Here is a 22256-nt window from a genome sequence, read left to right on the forward strand (position 1 = left end):
CCGTTCTCAACCTCTGGCCGACGCCCGGGCGGGGTGCGCGTCGGCAGCCTGGATCGCATGAAGGGTTTTCTCGACATCGTCGGCACCGTGCTGCTGATCCAGGGCGTCGGCGGACTGATCAACACCGTCCTCGGCTGGTGGGGGTGGGCGCACGGCCTCCTGATCGTCAACCGCCTGCCGTTCCTCGAAGGCTACGAGATCTTCGCCTGCATCGCGCTCGGCATCCTCGGCTTCGCGCTGCTGGCGGCGGGCGACTCGATGAAGAAGGAGGCGAGCTGAGCCGTGGCCGAACTGGCTCTGCGTCCGCCCAGGAACCCGGCCGACCCTCGCGCGGTCGCCTGGTGGACCGTGCAGGCGTTCCTCTTCGCGGTGCCGCTGGCGGGGGCCGCGGCAGCGGGCTACTGGTTCTTCGCTCCGCACTCGGTCGCGCTCGGCGCGGCGGTCGCCGCCGTCGCCGGGGCGTGCCTGCTGCTGGCGGCGCTCGCGCCGCGCGCCTCCTACAGGGTGCAGCGGTGGGAGATCACCGACGAGGCCGTCTACGTCCGCTCCGGCTGGCTCACCCACACCTGGAGGGTCGCGCCGATGTCGCGCATCCAGACCGTCGACACCGCGCGCGGACCCGTGCAGCGGCTGTTCGGCCTGGCCGACGTGACCGTCACGACCGCCTCGTCCGCGGGGGCCATCAAGATCGAGGCGCTCGACCACGAGCTCGCCGCCGAGCTGGCCGCCAGGCTCACCGCCATCACCCAGGCCACGCCGGGGGACGCCACATGATCACCCGCCAGGACGCCGCCGTCGAGGTGGCATGGAGCAGGCTGCACGGCAGGGTCCCCTTCGCCGCGGCCGTGCTGTCACTGGCCGTCGCCGCGCCGGCGGCCGTCGGCGCCACCAGGTTCCTGCTCGGCAGGGACCTGCCGTACGAGCTGGTCGCCGCGGGGGCCGCGGGCGTGATGGCCCTCGTCGTGGCCGCCGCCTACGTCCACGGCCTGGCCCGCCTGCGCACCACCCGCTTCAGGCTCACGGCCGAGCGGCTCGAGGTGTGCATGGGGATCCTGACGCGCCAGCACCGGGCGATCCCCCGTGACCGCGTGCGCAGCGTCGACGTCAAGGCCGACGTCGTACGGCGGGCGTTCGGCCTGGCCGTCGTCAAGATCGGCACCGGCGAGCACACCTCGGGCGAGAGCGCCGAGCTCACCCTCAACGGGCTGGCCGCCGCCGAGGCCGAGGCGCTGCGCCGTACGCTCCTGTCGGGGGTCGCGGCACGCGAGGCGCCGCTGGAGGAGGACGGCCAGGCCATCGCCGGGCTGAAGTGGCAGTGGATCCGCTACGCCCCGCTGTCGATCTGGGTCTTCGTCGGCGGCGCGGTGGCGATCGGCGCGCTCAAGAAGGTGCTCGACATCCTCGGCGTCGACGTGTTCAGCACGTCGGCGGCCAAAGCGGCGTGGGAGTGGCTGACCGCCAACCCGTGGGTCTCCGTCCCCGTGGTCGTGGCCGGCAGCGCCCTGGTGGGCCTCGTCGGCGCGGTGGCACTGTTCGCGGAGACGTGGGGCGGCTACCGCCTGGAGCGGGAGGCGGGCACGCTGCGCGTGCGCAGGGGGCTGCTGACCACCCGCTCCCTCACGCTCGAGACCGGCAGGCTGCGCGGGGTGGCGGTGGCCGAACCGCTGCTGCTCAGGCTGGGCGGGGGCGCCAAGGTCAGGGCGGTCGCCGTCGGGCTGCGCAAGGCGGAGGACAACGAGAGCGAGGAGGTCTCGGCGCTGACCCCGCCGATCCCCCGCGCCGAGGCCGTCAGGGTGGCCTCCAGGATCCTCCACGCCTCGCCCGTCGCCATGGCGGGCGGCCTGGGCGACCTCCTGCCGCACCCGAAGGCGGCCAGAGGCAGGCGGGTACGGCTGGCGCTGGCCACCGTCGCCGCGCTCGCCGCCGCCATGGCCGGCGTCGACCTGCTGACCGGCTGGGTGCCGGTCGCCGCGTGGGCGCTGCCCCTGATCGCGCTGCCGCTCGCGCCGGCCATGGCCGTCGACGCCTATCGGGGGCTCGGCCACCGCCTGACCGGCAGCCACCTGCTCACCAGGGCGGGCTCCGTGCTGCGCACCACGGTCGCGCTCGACAGGGGTGGCATCGTGGGCTGGCGCATCAGGCAGTCCTTCTTCCAGCGCCGCCTCGGCCTCATCACCGTCGCCGCGACCACCGCGGCGGGCGACGGCCACTACGACGTCCTCGACGTCGGCACGAGCCAGGGGCTCGACCTGGCCGCCCAAGCCGTGCCAGGGCTGCTGGAGCCGTTCCTGCTGCGGCGCGGTTGAGCGGCCTTCTCACTCGTCGTTCTTCAGCCCCGATTCGCTGAGGGAGGCGACGATCGCCCTGGCGACGGTCAGCGCGCCCTCACGGGCCTCCTTCTCCCCCAGGAGCTTGACCTTGGGCGAGTTGGTGGGCTCGTCGACCCCGAGCTCCGCTCCCGAGAAGGAGGCCCTGATGAGGGCGGGACCCATGCGCACCAGCACGTCGCCGCTGCCGTTGAAGACGGCGTTCTGCCGGTCCGTCCAGTACTGGACGTAGGCGTCGTCCCCCAGGTCGTCCAGCTTCTCGATCTTGCCCCAGCTGAGCCCGCCGAGCTGACTGTTCGCCGTGCTCTGGGCGCTGCCGAGCTTGGTCGCGTAGCTGCTCTTGGCCGCGGCGGGGTCGCCGGCGCCCGCGCGGTTGGTGAAGACCTGGATCGTGACCATGGCGCTGAGGATCCTGCGCCGGTCCTTGCCACTGGGCACCTTGAGGTTGAGCCAGCGGCACTCGGTCTCCTTCGCCCCGTCCGCGGTGCCGGCCCTGGCCCGCTCCGTGGCGCCCGGCACGAGCTTCGTCATCGCCGGCGCGATCCGCCTGCACGCCGGCGGCAGCTGCGCGACCACCGTCGGCGACGCGCTGGGCGTGGGCTTGGTGGCCGGGGTGGGCGTCGAGGTCTGCGAAGGGCTGGGCGCGACCTGGGCCAGCTCTCCAGGGTGCGCGGCCTTCCACGCGGCCGCCCCCTTGGCCAGATGGGTCAGCAGGACGCCCACCTCGCGCAGCGCGTTCTCCTCGCTGACCGACTGGGTGCTCTCGGCCGACAAGAACTCGGCGTCCTTGCGCTGCTGGCTCGCTTCGTACTTGACCTGGATGATCATGTCGTCCACCCGGGCCCTGCCCTCGCCGAAGGAGTACCACAGCATCTTGTCGCGCCGCCAGGTGTACTGCCCGTAGGCGCTGTCGCCCACTCCCGGGTAGTGCTTGACCTGGGAGTGGTAGTCCTTCTCCCCCGGCTCCTTCTTCTCGTCCGTCGGCTCGTTCTTGGCCTTGAAGGTGTAGAAGCCGAGCTCCGACTCGTGCATGGCCTGCGCCTCGGCCCTGCCGGTCTTCGGCCCGCTGGGCCTGTACTGGGCGATGTTGACGCTGATCTGGCGGCTGCGCCAGTACTCGCCGTGGGAGATGCGGCGGTTGGTCCAGGTGCAGTAGGAGTAGACGGCGTACTGCGCGTCCCGCGAGCGCTTGTCGACCGTCGCCTGCGGCACCAGCCGGTCGGCCTCCGCCGTGGGCAGCATGGAGCAGACGTCGAGCGTCGCAGCGGCCGCCGGCTGGGTGGTGGCGGGCGGCGTGGGAGCGCCGGTGGCGGGGGTGGGCTTGGCAGGCTCATCGGACGAGGCCGGCCTGCCGTACAGCAGGTAGGCGCCCGCGGTGCCGCCGACCAGCACGACCGCGACGCCCGCCGCCACCGTGGGCAGCACCCACGCGCGGCGCCTGGGCGGGGGCGGGGGCGCGGGCGGCTGCGCGGGAACCGTCGGCACCTGCTGGAACTGCCAGTCCGGCGCGCGATACGGGTTGGTCGGGGGCTCGTCCTGATTCCAAGACATGGGCAAGGATGCTAGTGGCACCAGTTGCAATTGGCTTGCACCGGTTTATCCCTTCAGCAGGGTCGCGATCTGTTTCGCCGCGCCCGCCGCGGTGCGCTGGGCGTCCACGCCGACCTTCTTGACGCCCGCGACGTAGTAGACGATCTCGCCGGTGAGGTTGCTGCTGCGCAACGCCACCCTGCACCACGCCCTGCCGCTGCCGTCGCGGCCCATCGCGTAGGTCTCGAAGGTGTCCTGGGCGAACGCGGCGTCGCCCACGCCCTGGACGTCCCTGATCGCGTAGACGCTCTTCCTGAAGACGGTGCTGCCGTCCGCGGCGGCGGCCGCGGCGCGGTCGTTGTCGAACAGCAGCTTCGCCACCTCGGGACCGCCGTGATCGCCCTGCGGCCGGTGGGCGGCGACCCGCACGGTGATCGAGCGCTCCGTCCTCGACCCCTTCCACGTCTTCCAGACGCACTCGCCGGGCCGCGGCGCCTCACGCCGCATCTCACCGCCGAGCATGGCCCTGGCCTGGGCGTCGGGCAACAGCGCGCAGGCGTCGGGCGCCGCGGCGAAACGCCCCTCGTCCACGTGGGGGACGGCGAAGGCGTACACCAGCGCTCCCCCTCCGGCCAGCGCGACGCCCGCCAGCGCGGCGGGCAGCTTCCACCTGCGGCGCGGCCGGTAGGCGGTGGGAGCGGTGTGCTGGGAGCCCATCAGCCGGCTGCGCACCTCGTGCGGCAGCGGGCGCCTGCCGGGATCCTTGGCCAGCAGGTCGAGGATCAGCCTGCCCAGCTCGCGGCCGGCCCTGACCGGCGGCGGCGGGTCGTGCAGCAGGACGGCGGCGGCCACCGCGGCCTGCATCTCGCGGTGGAAGGGGGCCCTGCCCTCGACCGCGGTGTAGAGGCTGGCGCCCAGGGCGAACAGGTCGGAGGCGGGGCCCGCGGGCAACCCGTTCAGCCGCTCGGGCGGCATGTAGCCGGGCGAGCCGCCGCCGCCCACGCCGCCCATGGGCGCGGCCACCCCGAAGTCGGTGAGCATGGCGGTGCCGTCGGCGTCGAGCAGGATGTTGGCGGGCTTGACGTCCTGGTGCAGGATGCCGTGCGCGTGCGCCACCTCCAGCGCGGACAGCACCTGGAGGCCGATGCGGGCCACGATGTGCGGCGGCAGCGGCCCGTTCTCCTTGACGATCTTGTCGAGCGACCGGCCGTTGGCGAGGTCCATGATGATCCACGGCTGGCCGCGCTCCAGCACCACGTCGTGGACCAGGACGATCGCGGGGTCGCGCAGCCGTCCGGCCGACCTGGCCTCGTGGATGGCCTGGTCGACGAAGGCCCGCTGGCCGGCGGCGTCGAGCTCCTGCGGGATGCGCAGCTGTTTGACCGCCACGTCGCGGTCGAGCCTGTCGTCCCTGGCGCGCCAGACGGTGCCCGCGCCGCCCTCGCCGAGCCGCTCCGCGAGCCGGTAACGACCGGCCAGCACGTAGTTCATCCCCGTCAGCCCTGACTCCGCAGCGCCTGCTCGGTGTGCCTGGCGGCGGTGAGCGCGGTCTGCCTGACCTGGTCGTTCGTGGGCCTGCTGGCCAGCGTGGTGAACTCCACCTGGATGACGAGGTTGGCCAGGCGGTAGTAGACCACCGCGGTGTGGACCTTGCCCTGGGCGCTCAGCTCGTAGGTGTAGCCCTCCTCGCCCACACCCGCCAGCGGCTTCGTCTTGCCGACCTGGGCGGTGAACGGCCCCTTGGCGCCGATCTCCTTCCACGACCACTGCAGCTCGGGGTGCCTGCCGATGTAGACCCGCTGGCTCTCCAGCAGCCGGTGCGCCGACTCGGTGGTCATGGACCACGGCTGGGGGGTGTCGGAGTCGCGCTGCGCGATCACCCCCACACCCCTGCCGTCGACTGTCCAGTTGCACGCCACGCCGAGCCTGTCCTGGCCCTCCACGGCGCTCTGGACGCCCTTGGGCGGCTGGCCGCTGCCGAGCACCTCGCCGACCTGCGCGGGCGTCAGCAGCCCGCACATGTCCACCGGCAGGGTGAACGCCGTGGGCGTCGCGTCGCCGCCCTTCCAGAAGATCACGCCCGCCGCCACGGCGCCCGCGACCACGACGGCCGCCGCGGGGATGGCCCACGCCAGCCGGCCGCGCCGCTTCCTGACGCGGCCGGGGACCGTCGGGTCCTGTCCCGCCAGCGGGGGCGCCTCCTGACCCGCGGCGACCTGGCGGAGCGCGTGGACGGTGCTCCACGGGTCCGGCCTGGCGGCGGGGTGGCGCGCCATCATCGCGGTCAGCACCGGAGCCAGCGGCCCCGACCGGCGCGGCGGGCGGGGCGGCAGGGTCAGGGTCGCCTGGATGCGCTCCATCGCCGTGCCCTCGTAGACCGCGACACCTTCGGCGGCGGCGAACAGCGTGGCGCCCAGCGACCACAGGTCGCTGGCGGGCCCGCCGGGCTCGCCCTCGAGCCGCTCGGGCGCGATGAAGCCGGGCGAGCCGATCATCAGGCCCGCCTGCGTGAGCGTGGCCTGGCCCTCCTGCCTGGCGATGCCGAAGTCGGTCAGCACCACGCGCCCGCTGTCGGTGAGGAAGACGTTGCCCGGCTTCACGTCACGGTGCTGCAGGCCGCGCGCGTGGGCGGCGGTCAGCGCCTCCAGCACGTCGGCGCCGATCCTGGCGACCGTGGCGGGGGGCAGCGGGCCGTCCTGCGCGATGGCCTCACCGAGGGTACGGCCGCGCAGCAGCTCCATGATCAGCCAGGGCCTGCCGTACTCGACCAGCACGTCGTGCAGGGCGACCACGCCGGGGTGCCGCAGCTGCGCGGTGGCCTGCGCCTCGCGGGCCGCCCGGGCCACGGCCTCGGCCCTGCCCTGCTCGTCGAGCCCTTCGGGCAGGGTGAGCTCCTTGACCGCGACCTCGCGGTCAAGCATCTCGTCTCTTGCCAGCCAGACCTTCCCCATACCGCCGCTGCCCAGCGGCCTGATCAGGGTGTAGCGGCCGGCGAGTCGTCCCCCGGACATACAGGGGAGAGTAACGAATAATCGACCTGCGTGAGGTCGGGCGTTTCCGCACCCTTGCCGCGGGGGCGGGTCGGGTCGGCCTGAATAACTGTCGGTCGCCCTCTCTATGGTCTTGGATCGTGGACGCGGTTCAAGGCACTCTCGACGAGCTCGGCACTCCGCTGAGCGAGGTCACCTTCGTCGTTTTCGACCTGGAGACGACCGGCGGCTCGGCGCACGAGCACGCCATCACCGAGATCGGCGCGGTGAAGGTGCGCGGCGGCGAGGTGATCGGCGAGCTGGCCACCCTGGTCGATCCCGGTGGGCCGATCCCCCCGTTCATCTCGGTGCTGACCGGCATCACCGACGCGATGGTCATGGCCGCTCCGCGCATCGAGTCGGTGCTGCCCAGCTTCCTCGAGTTCATCGCCGGCGCCACCCTGGTCGCCCACAACGCCGCCTTCGACACCGGCTTCATCAAGGCCGCCTGCGCCGCGCAGGGCTATCCGCCGCCTGCCAACCCCGTCGTCGACACCGTCGACCTGGCGCGCAGGGTGCTGACCCGCGACGAGATCCCCAACGCCAAGCTGGGCACGCTGGCCAGGTTCTTCCGCAGCCCCACCGAGCCGTGCCACCGCGCCCTGCAGGACGCCAGGGCCACCGTCGACGTCCTCCACGGCCTGATCGCCAGGGCCGGCTCCTTCCAGGTGCACACCCTCGAAGAGCTCAAGTCCTTCGTCCGCGCCCCCACCCCCGAGCAGCAGCGCAAGCGCCACCTCGCCGAGAGCGTGCCGCACGCCCCCGGCGTCTACCTCTTCGAGGACGCGCGCGGCGAGGTGCTCTACATCGGCAAGTCCACCAACCTGCGCAACCGCGTCCGCTCCTACTTCACCGCCAGCGAGACCAGGCCGCGCATCCGCGAGATGATCGGCATCGCCGAGCGGGTCCGCCACATCGTCTGCGCCACCCCCCTGGAGGCCGAGGTCAGGGAGCTGCGCATGATCGGCGGCACCAAGCCCCGCTACAACCGCAAGTCGCGCTACCCCGAGAAGGTCGTCTGGCTCAAGCTGACCGACGAGGCCTTCCCCCGGCTGTCCATCGTCCGCGAGCTCAAGGACGACGGCGCCGCCTACCTCGGCCCCTTCTCCAGCGCCAAGGCCGCCGACGACGCCCGCACGGCGCTCCACGAGGCGGTCCCGCTGCGCCAGTGCACCGAGCGGCTCACGCTCAAGACCACCAGGCCCGCCTGCGTCCTGCACGAGATGGGCCGCTGCGGCGCCCCCTGCGAGGGGCGCGAGAGCCCCACCGACTACGCCCTCCATGTCGAGAGCGCCCGCCGCGCGATGGCCACCGACGTCTCCATGGTCTTCACCGCCCTCGAGGCCCGCATGGAGCGCCTGTCGGTCGAGCAGCGCTACGAGGAGGCCTCCGTCGACCGCGACAGGCTCGCCTCCTACGTCCGCACCGCCGCCCGCATGCAGCGCCTCACCGCCCTCACCCGCATCCCCCAGATGGTCGCCGCCAGCCCCGCCTTCGACGGCGGCTGGGAGATCCACGTCATCCGCTACGGCAGGCTGACGGCCGCCGGCCACATGCCGCGGGGGGCGCATCCGACCCCTTTCGTCGAGGCCCTCGTCGCCACGGCCGAGACCGTCATCCCCGGCCCCGGCCCCATCCACGCCGCCAGCGCCGAGGAGACCGAGTGCATCCTGCGCTGGCTCGAGTCGCCGGGGGTGCGGCTGGTGGAGGTCGAGGGCGAGTGGGCGCTGCCCGCCCACGGCGCCGCCCGCCACAAGGCCCGCATCGACCTCGCCTACCAGCGCCTCGACCACCGCACCCGGCGCGAGGGACGGCCGCTGCGGTGACCCGATACAGTTGGGGCATGGTCACGGCAATCGTTCACATCAACGCCGAGGTGGACCGGATCCCGGAGATCGCGCAGACGATCGCCGAGATCGACGGGGTCAGCGAGGTCTACTCGATCACCGGCGAATACGACCTGATGGCCATGGTGCGTGTGCCCGCCTACGAACAGATCGCCGAGGTCATCCCGGGGCGGCTCAACAAGGTGCCGGGCGTGCTCGCCACCTCCACCCACATCGCCTTCCGCACCTACTCCAAGCACGACCTCGACGCCGCCTTCTCCATCGGCCTCACCGAATCCGACTAACCCACCACATTGCGTGGCGGCCCATCTGCTGGTGACGGCCCGCCTTCGGATGGTGGCTCGCGTTCGCTTGGTCGCTCGCGTTCGGTTGGTCGCTCGCATTTGGTTGGTGGCTCGCATTTGGTTGGTGGCTCGCCTTCGTGTGATGGCTCGCCTTCGCACGGCCGTTCCCGTCCTCCAGCCCGTACGGCAAGCCGTGGGGCCGCGCCACCCCAGGTGCGGGGCCGGCGTCCCTCCAGGGAAACGCTCCCCGAGCGCACCGGCCGCCCCCTCCAACGGCGCCCCGAAAACCCAAACGCCCTCGCGGCCCGAGCGCCTGATGCCTGGGACCACGCACAAGCGACCGGGCCGACGAGCAACACCTGGCCGGATCGACGGGCGACGTCTTGACGGGTTCTCGGGTGACGCCTGACCGGGTTACGGGCAACGTCTCAGCGGGTTGACGGGCGACGTGACGGCGGCCGGCCGGAGTCCCGCTCGAGTGGCGTGCTGGACGGAGCCCGGCCACGCGCCTGCGGTGGGCTTGAGCCGGCTTGCCGTAAAGGCCCATGCCCAGAGCACCCCCGCCCCTCGAGAGCTCTCCAAGCGCACGCCACACCCACGGAGAGAGCAACTTCCCGAGCATCCCCCACGGGAACTCTCCGAGCGCACCCCAGACCGACGGAGAGAGCACCCCTGGAGAGCACCCCGCCGTCGGAGAGAAGCATCCCGGGAGACAGCTCCGCCCCGGACCGTGGTGCGGGGTCCGGGGCGGAGATGGTGGATCAGTGGGTGAGGGTGCGGTCCTCGCCCGGGCCGATCTCGGCGTGTTCCTCGCCGTGACCGTGGCCGGCGTCCAGCGGGATCTTCTCCCCGCCGTACGCCTTCGACATCCGTCCGCGCAGCTTGCCCAGCGGGGCGCGCATCCCCTTCGGCGGGATGCCCTCGGTGTCGGCGTCCACGTCCACCTGCCGGATCGCCTCCTTGCCGCGCATGTGCGCCTCGATGTCCTCCGCCGGCGGCGTGTGAACCTCGATGAACTCACCATGCGGCAGCCGCTTGATCACGCCCGACTCCACACCGTGCCCGATCACCGCGGCGTCGTAACGCTGCAGGCCCAGGCAGATGCGGTAGGTGATCATGTAGGCGATCACCGGGCCCACCAGCACCAGCACCCGGCCGATGTAGGTCGTCCAGTTGAGACTGATCTGGAAGAAGGCCGAGATCTCGTCGTTGGCGCCGAGCAGCCACAGCACGCCGTAGAACGTGATGGCCGCCATGCCGATCGAGGTGCGGTGCGGGTTGTTGCGGGGACGGTCGGCGACGTGGTGCTCGCGCTTGTCGCCGGTCACCCACCGCTCCATGAAGGGATAGAGCGCCAGGCCGGTCATGATGATGCCCATCGGCACCAGGGCCGGGATGATGACGCTCAGCGGCAGCGTGCCGAACTCGCTGGTGCCGAAGAGGTTGATCTCCCACGCCGGCATGAGCCGCAGCGAGCCCTCCAGGAAGCCCATGTAGAAGTCGGGCTGCGAACCCGCCGAGATGTCCGCCGGCGTGTAGGGACCGAACGCCCAGATCGGGTTGATCTGCGCGAAGGTCGCCAGGCCCGCGACCACCGCGAAGGTGAACATGAAGTACGCCCCGGCCTTGAGCATGAACGCCGGGTAGAACGGCGCGCCGACCACGTTGTGGTTGTTGCGTGCCTTGCCCGGCATCTGCGTGTGCTTCTGCACCCACATGAGCACCATGTGCGCCGAGATCAGCGCCAGCAGGATGCCGGGAATCAGCAGGATGTGCAGCGAGTAGAACCGGGCGATGACATCCTCGCCCGGGTACTCCCCGCCGAACAGGAAGAACGTGATGTACGTGCCCACCAGCGGCAGCGAGATCGCCACACCCTCGGTGATCCGCAGACCGGCGCCCGACAGCAGGTCGTCGGGCAGCGAGTACCCGGTCAGACCCTCGGCCAGCGCCAGCGTCAGCAGCAGCACGCCGATCAGCCAGTTCAGCTCGCGCGGCTTGCGGTATGCACCCGTGAAGAACACGCGGAGCATGTGCACCATCATGCCGGCGACGAACAGCAGCGCGGCCCAGTGGTGGATCTGCCGCATGAGCAGACCACCGCGCACCTCGAAGCTGATCTCCAGCGTCGAGGCGTACGCCTCGGACATCATGACGCCCTTGAGCGGCTCGTAAGGACCGTCATAGATCACGTGCATCATGCTGGGCTTGAAGAAGAACGTCAGGAACGTCCCGCTCAGCAGCAAGATGATGAACGAGTAGAGCGCGATCTCACCGAGCAGGAACGACCAGTGGTCGGGGAAGATCTTGCGCATGTTGCGCTTGAGGAAGGTCCCCGCGCCGATCCGGTCGTCGAGGTAGCTCGAAGGACCCGCGATGGCCTTGGGAACCGCCGTCATCTCGCTCATGCCTGGCCTCCTTCCCTGGCCTTGGCCTCGGCGTCGCCGCGCTCCCAGAAGCTGGGGCCGACAGGCACGTCGAAGTCGCCCTTCGCGATGAGGAAACCCTGCTCGTCGACGCCGATGGGCAGCTGCGGCAGCGGCCTGGCGGCCGGGCCGAAGACGACCTTGGCGCCGTCAGCCGCGTCGAAGGTCGACTGGTGGCAGGGGCAGAGGATGTGGTGCGTGGTCTGCTCGTACAGGGCCGCGGGGCAGCCGACGTGCGTGCAGATCTTGGAGTAGGCCACGATGCCGTCGTGGGTCCAGTTCAGGTTCGTGCCTGACTTGATCTCCTCGGGGCGGAACTTGATCAAGATCAGGACGGCCTTCGCCAGGGCGGTGAGATCGTGCTCGTAGCCCTCGGGAACCACCGACAGGATGCCGCCGGGCGAGTTGAAGTCGGCGGCCCTGATCGGCTGCCCGGTGCCCTCGACGACCAGCTTGAGGGGCTTGCCCTCCTTGTTCTTGCCACCCCAGACGGTGTGCCGCAGCTCCTTGTGGAAGGCCGAGGCGGGCATCTTGGAGTTGTCGAGGTCACGCAGCAGGACCAGCGGGATCAACCCCAGCGGGGCCGAGGCCAGCAGCAGCGTACGGCGCAGCAGCGGCCGCTTGACGAAGCCGCTCTCCTTGGCGCCCTGCAGGAACGTCTCCGAGACGTACGACCTGGTGCCGGAGTCGGTCGCCATCTCGTGGCGCTCCTGGATCAGGGTGTACTTCGGCATGACCTGGCGGACCCAGACCACGATGCCGGAGGCGAGGCCGAGCAGCGCGATCGTCAGCGGCGCGCCCAGCACGAGGTTGGAGACCGCCGTGCTGTCGACGTCACCCACCTGGAAGACCACGTAGTTGATGATGAACGCGATGGCCGCGATGAAGGTGATCGTGAAGCAGAGCGCCACGATCTTCTCACCCTTGCGGGCCTTGGCCTCGTCGGGGTAGTAGACGCCGGGAACCTCGTCGGCCTCGGTCTTCTCCTCGGCGGGGATCATCGTGTTTCCCGGCGGAGGAGTGCCGATCACGCGCTTGGGAACGCGCTCGTCCGGCTGCTCGATCTCATGTTGGTTGTCTGTCATGACGCCTGTCGCTTCTTAGCGGTGATCCAGATGGCGGCGAGTACGAGGGCGCTGATTCCCACGAGCCATGCTACGAGGCCCTCGGTGACCGGGCCGATGCGGCCCAGGCCGAAGCCGCCGGGGTCGGTCTGCTCCCGCACGTCCGTGATGTAAGCGATCATGTCACGCTTCTCTTCGGGCGTGATCGTGGAGTCGTTGAAGACCGGCATCGCCTGCGGTCCGGTGACCATCGCCTCGTAGATCTGCCTGGGCGTCGCCTCGTTGAGGTTGGGCGCGTACTTGCCCTGAGTGAGCGCGCCACCCGCGCCGGTCCAGTTGTGACACTGGATGCAGTTGGCTCGGAACAGCTCACCGCCCCTGGCCACGTTGCCCTTCGCCGGGTCGACCGCCTCGTTGGCGGGCACGAGGGGACCGCCGCCGAGCGACTGCACGTAGGCGGCCAGCTGGCGGGTGGTGTCGTCGTTGACCCAGGCGGGCCGGGGCTTGCGCGGCGCCTGGGCGCCGGGGTTGGCGGCCGGCATGCGGCCGCTGCTCACCTGGAAGTCGACCGCCGCCGCGCCCACGCCGACGAGCGTGGGACCGGTGGACGTGCCCTCGGCGTTGAGGCCGTGGCAGCTCGAGCAGTGCGCTTCGAAGAGCTTCTTGCCTTCTGCGACGTCGTCGACCTTGCCGGACGCCAATGCGGCGTCTGCCGGCCTGCTGGCCGGCGAGATGAGGGTGTACACCCCCCCGACCAGCGCCAACGCGAAAAGCAGGACGGCGTATCTCGCGAGCGGATGCCGCCGCCGAGCGGTGATCCTAGTCACAGAGATCCCCGTTTCCTTACTGGATGATGTAGATGGTCGCGAAAAGGCCGATCCAGACGACGTCAACGAAGTGCCAGTAGTAGGACACGACGATCGCGCTGGTGGCCTGCTCATGCGTGAAGCGCTTCGCGGCGTACGTGCGTCCCAGCATGAACAGGAACGCGATCAGTCCACCGGTCACGTGAAGGCCGTGGAAGCCCGTGGTCAGGTAGAACACCGAGGTGTACGGGCTCGCGGAAAGCGTCGCACCCTCGTGGGCGAGCTGCATGTACTCGTAGATCTGGCCGCCGACGAAGACGGCGCCCATGAGGAAGCTGACGAAGTACCAGAAGCGGAGCTTGCCGACCTGACCCTTTTCCGCGGCCCACACGCCAAGCTGACACGTCACACTCGACAGGACCAGGATGATCGTGTTGACCGTAGAGAACGGAACGTTGAGGTGAGCGTCGGGCCAGGCCTTGCCGTCGCCGATACTCACCGACCGGATGGTGAAGTACATCGCGAACAGCGCCGCGAAGAACATGAGCTCAGAGGACAGCCACACGATCGTCCCGACGCTGACCAGATTGGGCCGGCGGGACGCATGAGGTGTCGTCGTCGTTGTAATTGCGGATGCTGTCGCCACGGGCAGCATTATTGCGGCTCCGGTGGTCGGGTCGCCGCACGACCCCCCGTTAGCGGGTCCGGACACGCCCCCAACCTGGAACAATTAGTGCAAAACACCCGCCAAGCCCGGCGGCCTGGGTTTCCGTGCGAGGGCACCGGTACGATCCCAGGTGACCATACCGCTACCACCGATAGTGAGCTGCGACCGTGAGCACCGACGACACGATGAGGGTCCTCGTCTACAGCGACGACGCGGGAACCCGCGAGCAGGTACGGCAGGCCATCGGGCGCCGTCCCGCAGCCGACGTCCCGCTGGTGGAGATCGTGGAGTGCGCCACCCAGCCCAAGGTCCTGCAGCTGCTCGACTCCGGCACCATCGACGTGGCCGTGCTCGACGGCGAGACGCAGCCCGCGGGCGGCATGGGCGTCAGCAAGCAGGCCAAGGACGAGGTCTACGACTGCCCGCCGATCCTCCTGCTGATCGCGCGCAAGGACGACCGCTGGCTGGCCAACTGGTCGCGCGCCGACGCCGTCGTCTCGCAGCCGCTGGAGCCGATCGCCCTGGCCGACGCCGTCGCCGGGCTCATGCGGCAGCGCTCCGCCACCCGACTCAACGCGAAGTAGGTTCGCCATGGACGCTCGCACCACCTGGCCCGCGCTGCTGTCGGCCCTCCTCGCGGGGGAACACCTGACCGCCGACGAGACGGCGTGGGCGATGCGGGAGATCATGTCGGGATCGGCCACGCCCGCCCAGATCGCCGGGTTCGCGATCGCGTTGCGCGCCAAGGGCGAGACCGTCGCCGAGGTGACCGGCCTGGCGCGGACCATGCTGGAGCTGGCGACCCCGCTGAAGGTGGACGGGCCCGTCGTCGACATCGTCGGCACGGGAGGCGACCGCGCCCACACCGTGAACGTCTCCACGATGGCCGCCATCGTGGCCGCCGCGTCGGGCGTGCGCGTGGTCAAGCACGGCAACCGCGCGGCCTCCTCCTCGTGCGGCGCCGCCGACGTGCTCGAGCACCTCGGCATCAGGCTCGACCTGCCGCCCGAGTCCACCGCGAGGGTGGCGGCCGAGGCGGGCATCGCGTTCTGCTTCGCGCCCGTCTACCACCCCGCGCTGCGCTTCGCCGGCCCGCCGCGCAAGGAGCTCGGCGTGCCGACGGTCTTCAACTTCCTCGGGCCGCTGACCAACCCGGCCCGTCCCTCTGCGCAGGCCATCGGCGTCTACGACGCGCGCATGCTGCCCGTCCTCGCCGGCGTCTTCGCCGAGCGCGGCGTCTCCGCGCTGGTCTTCCGCGGCGACGACGGGCTCGACGAGCTCACCATCGCGACCACCTCCACCGTGTGGGTGGTGCGCGACGGCTCCGCGACGCAGACGACCTTCGACCCCGCGGTGCTCGGCATCCCGCGCGCCGAGGTCGGCGCGCTGCGCGGCGGCGACGTCGCCTTCAACGCGCAGGCGGTGCACGACCTGCTGCGCGGCAAGACCGGGCCGGTCCGCGACGCCGTCCTGCTCAACGCCGCGGCCGCGCTGGTGGCCGCCGACGGACCGGGCGACGACCTCGACTCGGCGATGATCGACGGATACGCCCGCGCCGTCCAGGCCGTCGACTCCGGTCGCGCCGCCGCGACCCTCGACCGCTGGATCGAGGTCAGCCGCACGCTCAGCCCGGCCTGACCCGAGCCACTCACCGTTCCCGCGGCCCCGGGCACCCGCGTCGTTTCGCGCGGCCTCGGGCCGCCGGACGCCCGCGTCCTCGGAGGGTGCGCGCCTCCGCTGGGCGGTGGAGCCGAGATCCACCGCCGAGCGGATGCGCCCCTCAGGGCCCGGCCCTACGCTCCCGGCCATGCCGCCTCTTCTGGCCTGGCTGGCCACCACCGCCACGGCCGCCCTGTGTCCCGTCGCGCTCCTGCTCCTGCGCTCCCGCCGCCGTCTCGCGGCCAGGCTCTCCGCCGAACGGCTGGCCGCGCGGGAGACCGCCGAGCGTGCCCTGATCATCCAGGAGCTCCACGAGGTGGTGGCCCACCACGTCAGCGTCATGACGCTGGGGATCGGCGCCGGCCGCATGACCATGGACAGGGACGCCACGCGGGCGACGGACACGCTTAAGGAGGCGGAGGAGTCGGGCCGCCGGGCGCTGACCGAGCTGCAGCGCATGCTGGGCCTGCTGAGCGCCTTCACCGGCGTCCCGCCCTCCAGGACCCCGCAGCCCCGCCTGACGGACCTGCCCGACCTCCTCGACGACGCGCGGCGCGGCGGCCTGCGGGTGGACTTCGCCCAGGACGGCTGCCCCGCCCCCCTCGCGCCCGGCGTGGAGCTGTCGGCCTACCGGATCGTCCAGGAGGCCCTCAGCGGCGCCGTGGCGGCCTCCTCGGCCACAGTGACGCTCCGGTGGCGTCCGGGCTTCCTCGAGGTCCTGGTGGCCGACGACGGCCCCTCCAGGACGCCGGCGTCCGGCCTGCGCGAGCGTACCGCCCTGCTGGGCGGCACCCTCCTCGCCACGGACGGCCGCTCGGTGCACGCCCGTCTCCCGCTCGGCTGAGCGGACGGGGCGCCGCGAGGGCGCGACCTAGATCGACTCGGTGATCGCCGATTTCACCGAGCTCCACTGGAGCCACTGCTTCCAGTCCTCCTGCCAGTGCCCCCAGCCGTTGGTCGGCTCCAGCTTGCGCGGCGACCCGGTGATCACGATCGGGTCCCCGATCAGCGTGTTCTTGATGAACCACGCCGCGTTGGCGGGGCTGACGTTCACGCAGCCGTGGCTGACGTTCGCATGCCCCTGGGAACCCACGGACCACGGCGCGCTGTGCACGTACTCGCCCGAGTTGGAGATCCGGACGGTGTTGTAGACGGTCAGCCGGTAGTAGCCGGCCTGGCCCGGCCCGATGCCGGGCGAGACCATGATGGTCACCGGCTCCCTGGACATCGCCAGATGGATGCCGGAGGTCGTGTAGTACTTCCACACCCCGCCCTTGCCTGCGCTCATCGGCATGTGCCTGACGACCTTGCCGTCGCGCTTGACCTTGAGGACGTGGTTCCGCGTGCTCCCGCTGGTGATCTGCTCTCTGCCGATCTTGAAGTCGAGGACGTGGTCGCGCTTGCCGTACATGCCCTTGCCGCCACGCACACCGGCCAGGCGCGCCTCGAGGCGGACCTTGGTGTGCGCGGGCCAGTACTTCTTCGGCCTGAAGTCGACGTGCCTGTCGTCGAACCAGTGCCAGGCCCCCTCGACCGGCTTGGAGGTCTTCACGATCAGGTTGCGCTCGACCGAGACCCGGTCGGTGATGTCCTTGTCGAAGGTGATCATGATCGGCATGCCGACGCCCACGGTCAGCCCCGTGTCGTCCTTGTGCGGCACGATGCGCTCGATGCCGAAGGAGGAGTCGGCCTTGACCGTGGAGAACGTGGTCGTGGTCCGCGTCGTCTGCCCCACCGGGTTGGCGACCAGCGCGCTGACCGTGTACGAGGCGCCCGGCAGCGCGTAGCGCTTGCTGCGCCACTGCGTGCCGTCCGCGCTGAGCTCGCCCGCCAGGGTGCCCGCCTTGCCGGTGACGGTGACGCTCCTCAGCGTGCCGCCCTGGGCGGCCACCAGCACGGTCTGGTCGGTCGGCACATTGCCCGCCTTGTCGGCGGGCAGCACCTGAACGCTGGCGGCCGGCGGCGGCGCGCTCGGCGTGGCCTTCCCCGCCGTCGTTTCACTCGCCGCACACGCGGTGAGTACGGCGAGGGCAAGCACACCAGCCGATCCATGAGTCAACCGCCCCACGAGAACTCCCATCTCCGCAATCCCCCAGGCCCCGTTACTACCCTCCGTAACCGTTTCGCCATATCCGGGGTGTAGTAAAAAACGCCAAAAGCGGGCGCCCTTGGACAAGGACGCCCGCTTCTGCGCGGATGGGTCAGTGCGAGAAATTGCCCCGGTAGTACTGGAAGACGAAGCCGACCATCGCCATGATCACCATGAAGACGCCGATCAGGAACATCCACATGCCGATGACGAAGCCGACGAACGCGAACGCCGCCGCGAGGCAGACGAACAGCGGCCACCAGCTGCTCGGGCTGAAGAAGCCGATCTCACCGGCGCCGTCGCTGATCTCGGCCTGCTTGTTGTCCTCCGGCTGGGCGCCGATGCGGCGCGCCGTGAACATCAGGTAGTAGCCGATCATGAACGCGAAGCCGACCGAGATGGCCATGGCCGTGGTGCCGACGGGCTCCTTGGACCAGAACCAGTAGACGACGTCGACACCGGCGAAGAACAGTCCGCAGAGCAGGAAGAGCCAACCCTGGACCTTCATCGGGCTTCACCCTCCAGAGGCTTGGCCGACACGTGCGGGTAGTGGAGGTCGAACGCGGGGCGCTCGGACCTGATGCGGGGCAGCGAGGTGAAGTTGTGCCGAGGCGGCGGGCACGAGGTGGCCCACTCCAGCGAGCCGCCGTAGCCCCACGGGTCGTCGACGGTGACCTTCGGCGCGCTGCGCCAGGTCTTCCAGACGTTGTAGAAGAACGGCAGCGTCGAGGCGCCGAGGATGAAGGCGCCCACCGACGAGATGAGGTTCAGGTCGGTGAAGCCGTCGGTCGGGGCGTAGTCGGCGTAGCGGCGGGGGAAGCCCACGACGCCCAGCCAGTGCTGCACCAGGAAGGTCGTGTGGAAGCCGATGAACAGCAGCCAGAAGTGGACCTTGCCCATCCTGTCGTTGAGCATCCTGCCGGTGAACTTCGGCCACCAGAAGTAGAAGCCCGCGAACATCGCGAACACGACGGTGCCGAAGACCACGTAGTGGAAGTGCGCCACGACGAAGTAACTGTCGCTGATCTGGAAGTCGAGCGGCGGCGAGGCCAAGATGACGCCCGTCAGACCGCCGAGCAGGAAGGTGATCAGGAAGCCGATCGAGAACAGCATCGGCGACTCGAAGCTCAGATGGCCTCGCCACATCGTGCCGATCCAGTTGAAGAACTTCACGCCCGTCGGCACCGCGATGAGGAACGTCATGAACGAGAAGAACGGCAGCAGGACCTGCCCCGTCGCGAACATGTGGTGCGCCCACACGGTGATCGACAGACCGGCGATCGCGATGGTGGCGCCGACCAGGCCGATGTAGCCGAAGAGCGGCTTGCGGCTGAAGACCGGCAGGATCTCGGTCACGATGCCGAAGAACGGCAGCGCGATGATGTAGACCTCGGGGTGGCCGAAGAACCAGAACAGGTGCTGCCACAGCATCGCGCCACCGGTCTCGGGGGCGAAGATGTGGGTGCCGAGCTTGCGGTCGGCCTCCAGGGCCAGCAGGGCCGCGGCCAGCACAGGGAAGGCCATCAGCACGAGCATGCTGGTCAGCAGGATGTTCCAGGTGAACATCGGCATCCGGAACATCGTCATGCCGGGCGCGCGCATGCAGATGATCGTGGTGATGAAGTTCACCGAACCGAGGATGGTGCCGAGGCCGGACAGCGCCAGACCCATGATCCACAGATCGCCGCCGATGCCGGGCGAGCTGATCGCGTTCGACAGCGGGGTGTAGGCGAACCAGCCGAAGCTGGCCGCGCCGTTCGGGGTCAGGAAGCCGCTGACCGCGATGATGCTGCCGAACAGGTAGAGCCAGTAGCTGACCATGTTGAGGCGCGGGAAGGCCACGTCGGGCGCGCCGATCTGCAGCGGCATGAGCTCGTTGGCGAAACCGGCGAACAGCGGCGTCGCGAACATCAGCAGCATGATCGTGCCGTGCATGGTGAACAGCTGGTTGAACTGCTCGTTCGTGGTGAGCTGCAGCCCAGGCTGCGCCAGCTCGGCCCGCATGATCAGCGCCATCACGCCGCCGATCAGGAAGAAGATGAACGACGTGATCAGATAGAGATGCCCGATGATCTTGTGATCGGTGGAGGACATCCACTTGGCGATGGTCAGACCCTTGCGGGTCGGCTGCGCCGTGACGGGTGGTGCTTGGATGGCGGTCACTGGGGGCTCCCAGTCTGGGTCGTCATGTACTGGTCGAACTCAGCCTGCGAAACGAGCTTCACCCTGAAGAGCATGCGGCTGTGGTCGACGCCGCACAGCTCGGCGCAGCGGCCCGCGTAGGTGCCCGGTTTGTCGAGCGTGGTGATCTCGAACTTGTTCTTCTCACCGGAGATGCCGGGGATCACGTCGCGCTTGAACATGAACGCGGGGACCCAGAACGAGTGGATCACGTCGTCGGCGTCGAGCTTGAACTGGACCTGGCTCTTCACCGGGAGCACGAGCTCCGGCGCCTGGGCCGCCTTGTAGTCGCTGACCGGCATGCCGACCACCCTGGCGGTCTTGCCACCGGCGGTGGTGGTGAAGCGCCAGCTCCACTGGAAACCTTCCACGTGGACTGTCACGGCGGGCGCGGCTGAGGTCTTGAGGATCTCGGTCTCGTCGCGGGCGGTGAAGTAGAAGAACACCGACACCATGACGAGCGGCACGAGCGTGTAGAGGATCTCGATCGGCAGGTTGTAGCGAACCTGCGGAGGGAGCTCGGCCGAGGTCTTGCGCCTGCGGTGGAAGACACACGCCCAGATGATCAGAACGATGACGACGAGTCCCGTGGCCAGTGCCGCGATCCACGCCCCGTTCCACAGGTTCGTGACGGTCTCGCCCTGCTTGGTGACGCTGTCCGGCAACAGGCCTTGCGACCAGTTGGCCTCGGGCACGTCATTTGCACAAGCCGTCGCGGAGGCCAGCAGCAACGCCAAACCGGCGGCGCTCGACACTCTGCGCCGGCCCAACGGACGCCGCTCAGTACGGCGGGTCGGACTCACGGATCGCCTACCCCACAGATGAAGCCCAGGAGTCTCTCCTGGGCGCTCGTATTTCCATATGCACAGCTGATTGCAGACACATTAGCGTGGGGGGTGGTCGGCTCCCCGCTCGCCCCCGTTAATGTCTCGATGTGGCGTACTTCGACGCGGCATCGACCGAGCCGCTGCACCCCCGAGCGCGCGAGGCGCTGCTGGCTGCCCTGGATGCGGGCTGGGCCGACCCGGCACGCTTGTACGGCCAGGCCCGCCGTGCACACCTGCTGCTCGAGCAGGCCCGCACGGAGGTGGCCGAGGCGCTCGGCGCCAGGCCGGACGAGGTCTCCTTCACCTCCTCCGGCACGCAGGCCGCGCATCTCGGCGTGCTCGGCACCCTACACGGCAGGCGCAGGGCGGGGCGCCACCTCGTGACCAGCGCGGTGGAGCACTCCAGTGTGCTGCACGCCGCCGCCGTCCACGAGGCCGAGGGCGGCACGGTGACCACCGTGGGCGTCGACCTGGCAGGACGCGTGGACCTGGCGGCCTTCGGCGCCGCCGTCGCGGCCGAGGGCACCGCCCTGGCCTGCCTCCAGACGGCCAACCACGAGGTCGGCACACTCCAGCCGGTCGAGCGGGCGGCCGCGATCTGCCGGCAGCACGGGGTGCCGCTGCTGGTCGACGCCGCCCAGAGCGCGGGCCGCCTGCCCATCCCGCCCGGCTGGTCGGTGCTGACCGCCAGCGCGCACAAGTGGGGCGGGCCCGCGGGCGTGGGCGTGCTGGCCGTGCGGAAGGGGACGAGGTTCCGCTCCTTCCTTCCCGAGGACGAGCGGGAGCGGCGCAGGGTGCCCGGCTTCGAGAACGTCCCCGCGATCGTGGCGGCCGCCGCCGCGCTGGTGGCGGTCAGGGAGGCGGCCGAGGAGGAGAACGCCCGGCTCTCCGCTCTGGTCGACGTGATCAGGGACCGGGTGCCGCGGCTGGTCCCCGATGTGGAGGTCATCGGCGACCCCGTCGACCGGGCGCCGCACATCGTGACCTTCTCCTGTCTCTACGTCGACGGCGAGGCGCTGCTGACCGAGCTCGACAAGGCCGGTTTCGCCGTGTCGTCCGGCAGCTCCTGCACGGCTAGTACGCTTCGTCCATCGCATGTTTTGGAGGCGATGGGCGTGCTTACGCATGGAAACGTCCGGGTATCGCTGCCCAGGGGCGCATCCGCAGCCGAGGTCGACAGGTTCCTGGCCGTCCTTCCCGACGTGGTGCGCCGGATCCGTCAAGACGCAGGAGTCGCATGACAGTCGCAGCGCAGCCGGCCCTGACCATCGACGCGCTCGGTAAGAAGTGCCCGATCCCGATCATCATGCTCGCCGAGCAGATCAACTTCGTGCCGCTGAACGCCGTCGTCGCCGTCCTCGCCGACGATCCTGCCGCCTTCACCGACGTGCCGGCCTGGTGCAGGCTCAAGTCGCATCCGCACGTGGGCACCTACGAGCTGCCCGGCGGCGGCTGGGCGATCCACGTGCGCCGCAACTACTGACCCGTCCCCGCGTTTCAGGGGTCGTGAACTGCGCGAA

Annotated in this window: 21 protein-coding genes; 10 read left to right on the forward strand and 11 right to left on the reverse strand. The window is 70.2% G+C overall.

Features of this window, described 5'->3' with window-relative positions:
• Positions 1-57 precede the first annotated feature (57 nt).
• Genes H4W81_RS21670 through H4W81_RS21680 form a run of 3 tightly spaced genes read left to right on the forward strand, consistent with a single transcriptional unit; the run spans position 58 to position 2306 of the window.
• Complete coding sequence (locus tag H4W81_RS21670) at positions 58-279, forward strand: hypothetical protein (RefSeq protein ID WP_192776491.1); 222 nt, start codon at positions 58-60, stop codon at positions 277-279.
• Between the two features lie 3 nt (positions 280-282).
• Positions 283-774: a PH domain-containing protein gene (locus H4W81_RS21675; protein WP_192776492.1), complete on the forward strand. Its 492-nt coding sequence runs from the start codon at positions 283-285 to the stop codon at positions 772-774.
• On the forward strand, positions 771-2306 hold the full coding sequence (locus H4W81_RS21680) for a PH domain-containing protein (protein ID WP_192776493.1): 1536 nt from the start codon (positions 771-773) through the stop codon (positions 2304-2306). Before H4W81_RS21675 ends, H4W81_RS21680 begins: the two co-directional genes overlap by 4 nt.
• Positions 2307-2315: 9 nt before the next feature.
• Here the strand turns inward: H4W81_RS21680 and H4W81_RS21685 are convergent, their stop codons facing one another.
• From H4W81_RS21685 to H4W81_RS21695, 3 genes are read right to left on the reverse strand one after another with little or no spacing between them, the layout of a single operon-like run.
• Entirely contained in the window at positions 2316-3878 is a 1563-nt protein-coding gene (locus H4W81_RS21685; protein WP_192776494.1) for a hypothetical protein, read from the reverse strand.
• Between the two features lie 45 nt (positions 3879-3923).
• Positions 3924-5348, reverse strand: a complete 1425-nt coding sequence (locus H4W81_RS21690) for a serine/threonine-protein kinase (protein ID WP_192776495.1) — start codon at positions 5346-5348, stop codon at positions 3924-3926.
• Positions 5349-5353: 5 nt separating this feature from the next.
• Positions 5354-6868, reverse strand: a complete 1515-nt coding sequence (locus H4W81_RS21695) for a serine/threonine-protein kinase (protein WP_192776496.1) — start codon at positions 6866-6868, stop codon at positions 5354-5356.
• Between the two features lie 119 nt (positions 6869-6987).
• Here H4W81_RS21695 and H4W81_RS21700 point away from each other — a divergent pair, with 119 nt between their 5' ends.
• Both H4W81_RS21700 and H4W81_RS21705 read left to right on the forward strand, forming a co-directional pair.
• Positions 6988-8712, forward strand: coding sequence for a DEDD exonuclease domain-containing protein (locus H4W81_RS21700; protein WP_192776497.1), 1725 nt, complete (start codon positions 6988-6990; stop codon positions 8710-8712).
• Positions 8713-8729: 17 nt separating this feature from the next.
• A complete protein-coding gene (locus H4W81_RS21705; RefSeq protein WP_192776498.1) occupies positions 8730-9017 on the forward strand; it encodes an Lrp/AsnC family transcriptional regulator in 288 nt (95 codons plus the stop codon).
• Between the two features lie 761 nt (positions 9018-9778).
• On the opposite strand, the gene qcrB is transcribed toward H4W81_RS21705, so the two are convergent.
• From qcrB to ctaE, 4 genes are read right to left on the reverse strand one after another with little or no spacing between them, the layout of a single operon-like run.
• Positions 9779-11425 carry a cytochrome bc1 complex cytochrome b subunit gene (qcrB, locus tag H4W81_RS21710; RefSeq protein ID WP_192776499.1) on the reverse strand — a complete coding sequence of 549 codons (1647 nt, stop codon included), beginning with the start codon at positions 11423-11425 and terminating at the stop codon, positions 9779-9781.
• On the reverse strand, positions 11422-12528 hold the full coding sequence (qcrA, locus tag H4W81_RS21715) for a cytochrome bc1 complex Rieske iron-sulfur subunit (protein WP_192776500.1): 1107 nt from the start codon (positions 12526-12528) through the stop codon (positions 11422-11424). The genes qcrB and qcrA overlap by 4 nt, the downstream gene beginning before the upstream one ends.
• Positions 12525-13334 (reverse strand): cytochrome bc1 complex diheme cytochrome c subunit, encoded by an 810-nt coding sequence (qcrC, locus tag H4W81_RS21720; RefSeq protein ID WP_192776501.1) that lies wholly within the window; start codon positions 13332-13334, stop codon positions 12525-12527. The genes qcrA and qcrC overlap by 4 nt, the downstream gene beginning before the upstream one ends.
• A 16-nt stretch (positions 13335-13350) precedes the next feature.
• Positions 13351-13968: an aa3-type cytochrome oxidase subunit III gene (gene ctaE / locus H4W81_RS21725; RefSeq protein ID WP_192776502.1), complete on the reverse strand. Its 618-nt coding sequence runs from the start codon at positions 13966-13968 to the stop codon at positions 13351-13353.
• Positions 13969-14165: 197 nt separating this feature from the next.
• Here ctaE and H4W81_RS21730 point away from each other — a divergent pair, with 197 nt between their 5' ends.
• The 3 genes from H4W81_RS21730 (at position 14166) to H4W81_RS21740 (ending at position 16483) form a co-directional block, all read left to right on the forward strand.
• The gene (locus H4W81_RS21730; RefSeq protein WP_192780961.1) at positions 14166-14564 is read left to right on the forward strand and encodes a DNA-binding transcriptional response regulator; all 399 of its coding nucleotides are present in this window, start codon (positions 14166-14168) and stop codon (positions 14562-14564) included.
• Positions 14565-14571: 7 nt separating this feature from the next.
• Positions 14572-15618, forward strand: coding sequence for an anthranilate phosphoribosyltransferase (gene trpD / locus H4W81_RS21735; protein WP_192776503.1), 1047 nt, complete (start codon positions 14572-14574; stop codon positions 15616-15618).
• A 169-nt stretch (positions 15619-15787) separates the two neighbouring features.
• Positions 15788-16483: a sensor histidine kinase gene (locus H4W81_RS21740; RefSeq protein ID WP_192776504.1), complete on the forward strand. Its 696-nt coding sequence runs from the start codon at positions 15788-15790 to the stop codon at positions 16481-16483.
• A gap of 27 nt (positions 16484-16510) precedes the next feature.
• Here H4W81_RS21740 and H4W81_RS21745 read toward each other — a convergent pair whose 3' ends face one another.
• The 4 genes from H4W81_RS21745 to ctaC form a co-directional block, all read right to left on the reverse strand.
• A complete protein-coding gene (locus H4W81_RS21745; RefSeq protein ID WP_318781869.1) occupies positions 16511-17677 on the reverse strand; it encodes a L,D-transpeptidase in 1167 nt (388 codons plus the stop codon).
• A gap of 163 nt (positions 17678-17840) precedes the next feature.
• Positions 17841-18236, reverse strand: a complete 396-nt coding sequence (locus H4W81_RS21750; RefSeq protein ID WP_192776506.1) for a cytochrome c oxidase subunit 4 — start codon at positions 18234-18236, stop codon at positions 17841-17843.
• Complete coding sequence (ctaD, locus tag H4W81_RS21755; protein ID WP_192776507.1) at positions 18233-19891, reverse strand: aa3-type cytochrome oxidase subunit I; 1659 nt, start codon at positions 19889-19891, stop codon at positions 18233-18235. The genes H4W81_RS21750 and ctaD overlap by 4 nt, the downstream gene beginning before the upstream one ends.
• Entirely contained in the window at positions 19888-20646 is a 759-nt protein-coding gene (gene ctaC / locus H4W81_RS21760) for an aa3-type cytochrome oxidase subunit II (protein ID WP_318781870.1), read from the reverse strand. Before ctaC ends, ctaD begins: the two co-directional genes overlap by 4 nt.
• A gap of 197 nt (positions 20647-20843) precedes the next feature.
• Between ctaC and H4W81_RS21765 the strand changes: the two genes are divergently transcribed.
• Together H4W81_RS21765 and H4W81_RS21770 are read left to right on the forward strand one after the other, a co-directional pair.
• Positions 20844-21977 carry a cysteine desulfurase family protein gene (locus H4W81_RS21765; RefSeq protein WP_192776509.1) on the forward strand — a complete coding sequence of 378 codons (1134 nt, stop codon included), beginning with the start codon at positions 20844-20846 and terminating at the stop codon, positions 21975-21977.
• On the forward strand, positions 21974-22219 hold the full coding sequence (locus H4W81_RS21770; protein ID WP_183658729.1) for a sulfurtransferase TusA family protein: 246 nt from the start codon (positions 21974-21976) through the stop codon (positions 22217-22219). The genes H4W81_RS21765 and H4W81_RS21770 overlap by 4 nt, the downstream gene beginning before the upstream one ends.
• Positions 22220-22256 lie beyond the last annotated feature (37 nt).

Origin of the sequence: Nonomuraea africana, from assembly GCF_014873535.1 — a bacterium.
GTDB lineage: Bacteria > Actinomycetota > Actinomycetes > Streptosporangiales > Streptosporangiaceae > Nonomuraea > Nonomuraea africana.